Annotated in this window: 10 protein-coding genes; 5 read left to right on the plus strand and 5 right to left on the minus strand. The window is 70.3% G+C overall.

Annotation, left to right across the window (positions count from 1 at the left end; genetic code table 11):
* The first annotated feature begins 86 nt into the window (after window positions 1–86).
* Together GVN67_RS26880 and GVN67_RS26885 are read left to right on the plus strand one after the other, a co-directional pair.
* Entirely contained in the window at window positions 87–1091 is a 1005-nt protein-coding gene (locus GVN67_RS26880; RefSeq protein ID WP_160000392.1) for a tripartite tricarboxylate transporter substrate binding protein, read from the plus strand.
* Between the two features lie 114 nt (window positions 1092–1205).
* Entirely contained in the window at window positions 1206–2189 is a 984-nt protein-coding gene (locus GVN67_RS26885) for a tripartite tricarboxylate transporter substrate binding protein (RefSeq protein ID WP_235035548.1), read from the plus strand.
* A 135-nt stretch (window positions 2190–2324) separates the two neighbouring features.
* On the opposite strand, the gene GVN67_RS26890 is transcribed toward GVN67_RS26885, so the two are convergent.
* Complete coding sequence (locus GVN67_RS26890; protein ID WP_200845407.1) at window positions 2325–2735, minus strand: nuclear transport factor 2 family protein; 411 nt, start codon at window positions 2733–2735, stop codon at window positions 2325–2327.
* A complete protein-coding gene (locus GVN67_RS26895; RefSeq protein ID WP_235035549.1) occupies window positions 2726–3601 on the minus strand; it encodes an MBL fold metallo-hydrolase in 876 nt (291 codons plus the stop codon). Before GVN67_RS26895 ends, GVN67_RS26890 begins: the two co-directional genes overlap by 10 nt.
* Between GVN67_RS26895 and GVN67_RS29820 the strand changes: the two genes are divergently transcribed.
* A complete protein-coding gene (locus GVN67_RS29820; protein WP_200845409.1) occupies window positions 3588–3824 on the plus strand; it encodes a hypothetical protein in 237 nt (78 codons plus the stop codon). The two genes, GVN67_RS26895 and GVN67_RS29820, sit on opposite strands and share 14 nt — an antisense overlap.
* A 32-nt stretch (window positions 3825–3856) precedes the next feature.
* Window positions 3857–4783, plus strand: a complete 927-nt coding sequence (locus GVN67_RS26900) for a LysR family transcriptional regulator (protein ID WP_160000394.1) — start codon at window positions 3857–3859, stop codon at window positions 4781–4783.
* A gap of 6 nt (window positions 4784–4789) precedes the next feature.
* On the opposite strand, the gene GVN67_RS26905 is transcribed toward GVN67_RS26900, so the two are convergent.
* Window positions 4790–5623, minus strand: coding sequence for an MBL fold metallo-hydrolase (locus GVN67_RS26905; protein ID WP_160000395.1), 834 nt, complete (start codon window positions 5621–5623; stop codon window positions 4790–4792).
* 122 nt (window positions 5624–5745) lie between these two features.
* On the opposite strand from GVN67_RS26905, the gene GVN67_RS26910 reads away from it, so the two are divergent.
* On the plus strand, window positions 5746–6450 hold the full coding sequence (locus GVN67_RS26910) for an SDR family oxidoreductase (protein ID WP_160000396.1): 705 nt from the start codon (window positions 5746–5748) through the stop codon (window positions 6448–6450).
* A 3-nt stretch (window positions 6451–6453) separates the two neighbouring features.
* Here GVN67_RS26910 and GVN67_RS26915 read toward each other — a convergent pair whose 3' ends face one another.
* Window positions 6454–7461, minus strand: coding sequence for a DUF2891 domain-containing protein (locus GVN67_RS26915; RefSeq protein WP_160000397.1), 1008 nt, complete (start codon window positions 7459–7461; stop codon window positions 6454–6456).
* Between the two features lie 17 nt (window positions 7462–7478).
* The coding region (locus GVN67_RS26920; protein ID WP_200845408.1) for a GNAT family N-acetyltransferase at window positions 7479–7957 on the minus strand (479 nt) is incomplete at its 5' end.

Raw genomic sequence — 7957 nt, forward strand, 5'->3', positions numbered from 1 at the left:
CTCCCCCTCCCTGCGGCACGACTCCGCCATCGGGTGACGCAGCGGCCGCCGACAGAGCCGCACGCGCCCGTCAGGAGGACCGTCCCATGCCCATCATCCACCGCCGCACCCTGCTCGGCGCCGCCGCCACCCTGCCGCTTGCCACCCGCGTGCAGGCCCAAGGCGCCGCCACCAGCTGGCCCGCCCGCCCGGTCCGCGTCATCGTGCCCTTCGTCCCCGCCGGCACCACCGACATCGCCGCCCGCATCCTGGCCAACCGCCTGCAGCAGCGCCTGGGCCAGCCCTTCCCGGTGGAGAACCGCGCCGGCGCCGGCGGCAATATCGGTTCCGACGTCGTCGCCAAGGCCGAGCCCGACGGCTACACCTTCCTGATGCAGACGGTGTCCTCGGGCGCCATCAACTACGCGCTCTATGCCGGGCAGATCCCCTACAAGCCCGAGGACCTGGCCAATATCGGCCTGCTGATCCGCGTGCCCAACGTGATCTTCGTCCATCCCGGCCTGCCGGTGCGGACCATGGCCGAGCTGGTGGCGCTGGCGAAGAAGCGCCCCGGCGAGCTCAATATCGGCTCCTCCGGCGCCGGCACCTCGTTGCACATGACCGGCGAGCTGCTGAAGCTCGAGGCCGGGGTGCAGCTGACCCATGTCCCCTTCCGCGGCGCCGGCCCGATGCTGGCCGAGATCATGGCCGGGCGCGTCGAGGTGGGCGTCGACAACCTGCCCTCGGCGATCGGCCATATCCGCGACGGCAGGCTGCGGGCGCTGGCGGTCACCACCGCCACCCGCAGCGCCGCCCTGCCCGACGTGCCGACCACCGCCGAAGCCGGCTTCCCCGGCGTCGAGGCCACCGGCTGGTTCGGCCTGCAGGGCCCGGCCCGCACGCCGCGCCCGATCGTCGAGAAGCTCGGCGCCGAGATCAACGCCGTCGTCGCCGAGGAGGAGACCTGGGCCAAGCTCGCCGACCTTGGCGGCATGAAGCCCGACCTGATCCCGGGCGGCGGCACCAGCCCCGCGGCCTTCGAGACCTTCGTCGCCGCCGAGGTCAAGAAATGGGCCGAGGTGGTGCGCCGCTCCGGCGCGAAGGTGGATTGAAACAAGGGGAATTGAAACAGGCTTCCGGCTTGCGGAAGCGTCATCCGGCCGCGTCTTGTCGCGGCCGGGTCGAGGGTCTACCTGGGGGTGGAAACGTTCTCGAAGGATGGCGCAATGACGCTTCCCCGCCGCCGGCTCATGGCCGGTGCTGGCCTGATGGCCGCCTCTGGCCTTCTCGCGCCCGCGATCTCCCGTGCCCAGCCGGCCTGGCCGAGCCGCCCCGTCCGCATGGTCGTGCCCTTCCCCGGTGGCGGCGCCACCGACGTCACCGCCCGCGTGGTCTGCGAGCGCCTGTCGGCGCTGCTGGGCCAGCCGGTGGTGGTCGACAACCGGCCGGGCGCCGGCGGCATCCTGGGCAGCGACATGGTCGCCAAGGCCGAGCCCGACGGCCACACCCTGCTGACCTGCACCATCGGCACCGCCAGCATCAACCAGTTCCTCTATTCCAAGCTGCCCTACGACCCGGCCAAGGACCTGACCAGCGTGGCGCTGGCGAACAGCCTGGCCAATGTCGTCGTCGTCCCCGCCAGCAGCGAGATTCGTTCTCTGCAGCAGCTGATCGAGGGCAGCAAGAAGACGGAGATGAACTACGGCACGCCCGGCAACGGCACCTCCGGCCATATGTGCGCCGAGCTGCTGAAGTCGCGCACCGGCGCCAAGTTCATGCACGTCCCCTATCGCGGCAGCGCGACGGTCATCCCCGACCTGATGGCCGGCCGCATCGAGCTGGCCATCGACAATATCCCGCCCTACCTGCCGCATATCCAGGAAGGCCGGCTGCGCGCCATCGCGGTGACCAGCAAGGAGCGCTGGTTCGCGCTGCCCAACGTGCCGACGGTGATCGAGAGCGGCGTCGCTGACTTCCAGGCCGAGGCCTGGTTCGGCTTCCAGGCCCCCTCGCGCACGCCGAAGCCGATCCTGGACCGGCTGTCCTCGCTGATCCTCGACATCGTCCGCGAGCCGGCGGTGATCGCCCGCCTGCGCGACGTCGGCAGCGAGCCCCGCCCCCTGGGCCCGGCCGAGTTCAACGCCTTCATCAAGGCCGAGGACGCCAAGTGGCAGGAAGTGGTGCGGGTCTCGGGCGCGAAGCTGGACTGAGGGCGGCCTGGCCCTCCCTCTTCCAGGCAGGCGGGCGCGGAGCGTCCGTTCGAGCAACACGCCTTTCGCCAAGGGCAGCGCCTCAAAGCATCGGGAATATTCGATGCGAGAGGCCCGGTCCTGGCGCCTGGCCGTCTAGACGGCAGGCTCCAGGGCTTCGCGCACCATGGCGCTGTCGACATACTGCGTCATGCGCAGGATCTTGCCGTCCCGCAGCCCATAGAGATGCGCGAAGGCCGCGCGCATCGACCGGCCGGTAGCCTTGTAGGTGCCGCTATAGGTGCCGAAAGCGGCGACACGGTCGCCATCCTCCATGAAGCTGTGCACCTCGGCGCGGTAGCCGGTCCACTCGCTGCCCAGCCGCTGGAAGACACCGGCGATGATCGCGTCGGCCCCGACATAGGTGCCGGCATAGGGAAAGCCCTCGGCTTCCGTCCACTCGGCCTCGGGGGCGAGGGCGGCCAGCAGGTTGCGGCCGTTCTCCTCCGACGAGCCCTCGTAGGTGGCGCGGATGATCTCGAGATGGGCGCCCACCGTCAGCCCCACTTCATCTCGCCGGTGGCCACCTTGGCGCCGATATCGATCGCCACTTCCATGCCCAGGCCCGGGAAGCGGGCCTTCATCGCCGCGTTCAGCGCCGCCGAGCCGCTGGCCCTGGCCAGTTCCTCCTCGAAGGCCCGCAGGTAATCCAGCGTGTGCCGGATGCCGGACAGATCGGCCGCCGCCCCCGGCGCCATATGCCCCGGCACGACGATGGCGGGCTGGCGCGCCGCGATCTTCTCCAGCGTGGCGATCCAGGCGGCGCGCGCCTCCTTGGTCTGGGTGTCGGCGGTCCAGACATGCACGCCCGAGAAGATCAGCACGCCGCCGAACACCGCCTGCAGCGACGGCACCCAGAGGTAGCGGCGGTTGGCGAGCCCCTCGGCATCGACGATCTCGACCGCCTCGCCATCGACGGTCAGCGTCTTGCCCGCGAAGGCCTCCGGCAGCACGACATCGGCCAGCTTCTGCGGGCCGTTCTCCTTCAGCTGGGGGCCCCAGGCGGCGAGCTTCTTCTCGACATTGCCGCGAATGGCCTCGACGGTTTCCGGCGCCGCGATCACCCGCGCCTGCGGGAAGGCCTCGGCGATGGGGCGCAGGCTGAAGTAATAATCGGGGTCGCTCTGGCTGATATAGACGGTGGTCAGCCGCTTGCCGGTCGCCTTGATGGCCTCCGCCAGGGCGCGCCCGTCCGGCAGGGTGAAGCCGCCATCGATCAGCAGGGCCTCGGTGGCGCCGGTGAGCAGCACCGGCGCCCGGAAGAAGCCATTCGGCCCGGCCGGAAAGGCCTTCCAGCCAAGGGAAGCGGCGGCGGCGCTGCGCAGGCCGACCGGCGCCATGACGGCCGCTTTGGCGAGAATGGTGGTCTTCACGATCTCTCTCCTGGTGAACATGCTGGGGCTCCTCGGTGAAACGGCGGCGCTGGGGCGGGTCAGGCGGATCGGGAAGCCGGCGGGCATCGTCTCCGTGCTTGGCGAAACCTCGCGGATATGCAGGAGAGATCGGGTCCGGTCGGGCTTCCCGAAGGCATGGATCGCACGTCGGAATGGTCAGGAAAACAGCGACAAAAAGAACAGAGTGTCTGCTGAAATTTGACAATCGCTGACCAGCGGCGGCCTGATGGCGGCATGAACCTGAACCGGCTGGCCTATTTCGCGGCGGTCGCCGATACCGGCTCCTTCACCCGCGCCGCCGAGCGGCTGCGGATCAGCAAGGCCGTCGTCAGCCAGCAGGTCGCCGAGCTGGAACGCGAGATCGGCACCACCCTGCTGGTGCGGACCACGCGGCGGGTCCAGCTGACCGAGGCGGGGCGCATGTTCCATGCCCGCTGCAGCCTGATCCTGCGGGAGGCGGAAGACGCCTTCGGCGAACTGGCCCAGGTGACCGCGGAACCCACCGGGACCTTGCGCATCACCGCCCCCAATGACTACGGCATCGTGGCGCTGGTCCCCGTCGTGACCGAATTCTCGGCGCGCTACCCGAAGTGCCGGGTCGAGTTGGTGCTGCACGACCAGACCCTGGACCTGCTGACGGGCGAGATCGACCTGGCGATCCGCGTGGGCTGGCTCGAGGATTCCAGCCTGCAGGCCCGCCGGATCGGCAGCTTCCGGCAGGTGCTGGTCGGCGGCTTGGCTTTGGCGGAGCGCATCGCCGCCATGCGCCAGCCCGAGGATCTGGCCAGCCTGCCCTTCGTCGCCAACATGGCCCTGAAGGAGCCGCTGCTGTGGCAGTTTTCCCGGAGCGAGCAGGACCGGCGGACGGTGCGCATGCAGGCCAGCATCGCCATCGACACGACCCCGGCCGTGCTGGCCGCCGTCCGGATCGGCGGCGGCCTTTCGGTTCTGCCGGATTTCCTGGTCAGGGACCTGCTGGCGGCCGGGCATTTGCTGCAGGTGCTGCCGGCGTGGCAATTGCCCGCCGGCGGCATCCACGCGGTCTATCCCGCCGCACGCTTCAGGCCGGCCAAGGTGACCGCCTTCCTGTCGATGCTGATCGAGGCGGAGAGGCAGCGGCGGCCTCTCGCCGGAAGCGGCGGCCCGGGCGCGATGCCGTGACCGGAATCACCGAAGCGGCTGGATCGGGCTTTCAGCGAAAGCGAAGCCGCCGCCAGACACCGCCACGCGGTGGAAACCCTCGACATGGCTGCCGGCGATGGTCAGTCCTTCCGCCGCGACGCGGGACAGGGTCGCGCGGCGGGTCGCGGCCGCCAAAGCCGGGTCGATGTCGAAGACCAGGCCGATCTCGGGCTCGGCGGGCTGCAGCGCCTGCAGATGCAGCAGGTCGGCCCAGACCAGCAGCTTGCCCTCGATCAGGTAGCCGGTATGGCCGGGGGTGTGGCCGGGCAGCAGCACCGCCTCGATCCCGGGCAGCACGGCGCCGGCGGGCACCGCGCGGACGCGGTCGCCGAAGACGCGCAGCAGCTTCTCCGCCACCTTGAAGCCGCCATGCCGGCTCTCCGGCAGGCGGGCACGCGCCTCGGGGTCGGTGAAGAAGGCGAGGTCCGCCTGGGGCGCCCAGATCTCGGCCTCGGGGAAATAGGGTTCGTCGCCGTCGTAGAGGCCGTTCAGGTGGTCGTCATGCAGATGGGTGACCAGCACGCGCTCGACCGAGGCCGGCGCGATGCCGAGGGCCGCCAGCTGGGCGCGGGCATGGCCGAAGCCGTCGCCCCAGGCGGTGCCGACGCCGGCATCGATCAGCGTCACCCCCATCGGACCGCGCAGGACAAAGCAATTCACGTCGGTGGCAATCTGCGGCTTGCCCCATGTCGCGATGGCGCGGGCGCGGTCGGCCTCCCCGGCGGTGTGGACCAGGGTCTCGACCGGCGCGGTGAAATGGCCGTCGCGCAGCAGGAAGGTCTCGATGGAGCCGGAGCGGCAGGATGGGGCGGTCGGCATGGGGTGCCTCCTCGAGGGTCGCAGCCTTAGACCATGCCCGCGGCGCCGCAGCCAGCACCCAAGGGTTGCCGTGGGATGACACTGGCCGAAGAATGCCCGACCGGTTTCAAGGGATTGGAAAGATGACCGACAAGAAGGTGGCGGTGGTGACCGCGGGTGGCAGCGGCATGGGCGCGGCCGCGGCGCGGCGCCTGGCGGCGGACGGGTTCCGGGTGGCGGTGCTGTCCTCCTCCGGCAAGGGCGAGGCGCTGGCGGCCGAGCTGGGCGGCATCGGGGTCACCGGGTCGAACCAGTCGAATGACGACCTGGCCCGGCTGGTCGACACGGTGGTCAAGCAATGGGGGCGGATCGACGTGCTGGTGAACAGCGCCGGCCACGGCCCGCGCGCGCCGATCCTGGAGATCACCGACGAGGCCTGGCACAAGGGCATGGATGTCTATCTGCTCAACGTCATCCGCCCGACGCGGCTGGTGGTGCCGGTGATGCAGCAGAACGGCGGCGGGGCGATCGTCAATATCTCGACCGCCTGGGCCTTCGAGCCGAGCGCCATGTTCCCCACCTCCGCCGTGTTCCGCGCCGGGCTGGCGTCATTTACAAAAATCTTCGCCGACACCTATGCTCCAGAGAAGATCCGCATGAACAACGTGCTGCCCGGCTGGATCGACAGCCTGCCCGCCGTCGAGGAACGCCGCGCCAGCGTGCCGATGCAGCGCTACGGCACCTCGGAGGAGATCGCGGCCACCGTCGCCTTCCTGGCCTCTGAAGGGGCCGGCTATATCACCGGCCAGAATCTCCGGGTCGATGGCGGGCTGACGCGGGCGGTCTGAGGGTCAGCCCTCGGCGACGGTCAGGGCGAGGAGCGCGAAGCTGGCCAGCCAGTGCTCGCCCATATAGTCGCCGGCGAGATGCGGCAGGGCGGCGGCGTAATGCTCCTCCGCCGCCTGGGCCAGCACGGCGGCCTGACTGGCCGGCAGGGCCGTGGCGAGGGCGCGGAAGCACCAGGCGCGGCTGAGGTTCAGCCCGTCCAGATGCGCGATCTTGCCGTCGCTGCGGTCGGTGACCCTCGCCGGCGTGAAAAGCGTCGCCGGTTGCTTGTCGGCGAGGCGCGGCAGGAAGCGGGGGAACCATTCGGCGAACTCTTCTGTCGGCAGAAGACGCCGCATGCACTCGGCTTCGATCAGGGCAGACGACAGAAAATCGTCGCCGCTGGGCTCGCCCCAGGCGGGGCAATCGGTATCGTCGCCATACCAGCGGCGGGCGGTGTCGCGCAGCAGGGTGAGCAGGGTCTCATCGCCGGTGGTTGCCGCGTAATCGGCGGCCATGCGCAGGCTGAAGGCCGTGTTGAAATGCGTCCCCACCCGCACCGGATAGGGGGCGATGGGCAGGAAGTCGCGGTAGCGCTGCGCGAAGATGTCTGTCAGCGGCTGCAGGGTTTGCGACCAGCGGGGGTCGGGCAGGCGATGCAGCTCGGCGGCCAGCTTCAGCAGCCAGGCCCAGCCATAGGGGCGCTTGAAGCCGCGCGCGGTGGGGGCGGCGAGATAGGCGCATTCGGCCGCGACCTTGTCGGCGGTGAAGGCGCGGTCGAAGAGGGCGCGGATCGACAGGGCCTTGTCGCCATCCGGGAACAGCCGCAGCAGGCGGGCCAGCAGCCAGTAGCTGTGCACGCAGGAATGCCAGTCATAGCTGCCATAGAAGATCGGATGCAGCTGCGAGGGCGTGCGCGCATCGGCCGGGCCGGCCAGGGTGTGGTCGGGCTTGTTGGGGTATTCGCGCTCGACATGGCCGAGGGCGATGGCGGCCAGGCGAGCGGCCTCGGCGGCGGTCAGGGTCTCGGGCATGGCGGGGCGTTTCCGGGTCAGAGGGGGCGCTTCAGCCGCGGGCCGATCTCGGTGAAGCCGTGGCGAAGATAGAAGGACAGGCTGCGGGCCCATTGCGGCTGGCGCGGCGCGCCGACCTCGAGCAGCGGCCAGGCGCGGGCGCGGCCGATGTTGTCGGCCTCGGTCAGCAGGCGCTGCGCCAGGCCGGAGGAGCGATGGGCGGGCGCCACATAGAGCTCGGTGATCACGCCGAAGGCGCCGCCGGCATAGATGGACGCGCTTTCGGTGAGCATGATGACGCCGATTTCCTGTCCGTCGTCGTCGACGGCGAGGACGCCGAAGACGCGGTCGGGGAGGGCGAGCAGCCGCGCCGCCGCCTGGACCCGCGCGTCGCGGCGGGAGGGGATGCCGGCGAGCTCCATCAGCAGGGCATCAACCAGCGCGCCAACGGGTTCGGCATCGGCGGGGGTGGCGCGCTGGTTGATGCCCTGCTGATGCTGTCTCTTATACACACCTC

The sequence above is a fragment of the Roseomonas sp. 18066 genome (genome assembly GCF_902706185.1).
Lineage (GTDB): Bacteria > Pseudomonadota > Alphaproteobacteria > Acetobacterales > Acetobacteraceae > Pseudoroseomonas.

Bases quoted from the DNA above. Each gene is read 5' to 3' on its own strand.
- GVN67_RS26880 (WP_160000392.1), top strand. From the start codon at position 87: ATGCCCATCATCCACCGCCGCACCCTGCTCGGCGCCGCCGCCACCCTG.
- GVN67_RS29820 (WP_200845409.1), top strand. From the start codon at position 3,588: ATGGTGGTCTTCACGATCTCTCTCCTGGTGAACATGCTGGGGCTCCTC.
- GVN67_RS26900 (WP_160000394.1), top strand. From the start codon at position 3,857: ATGAACCTGAACCGGCTGGCCTATTTCGCGGCGGTCGCCGATACCGGC.
- GVN67_RS26910 (WP_160000396.1), top strand. From the start codon at position 5,746: ATGACCGACAAGAAGGTGGCGGTGGTGACCGCGGGTGGCAGCGGCATG.
- GVN67_RS26885 (WP_235035548.1), top strand. From the start codon at position 1,206: ATGACGCTTCCCCGCCGCCGGCTCATGGCCGGTGCTGGCCTGATGGCC.
- GVN67_RS26915 (WP_160000397.1), bottom strand. From the start codon at position 7,461: ATGCCCGAGACCCTGACCGCCGCCGAGGCCGCTCGCCTGGCCGCCATC.
- GVN67_RS26905 (WP_160000395.1), bottom strand. From the start codon at position 5,623: ATGCCGACCGCCCCATCCTGCCGCTCCGGCTCCATCGAGACCTTCCTG.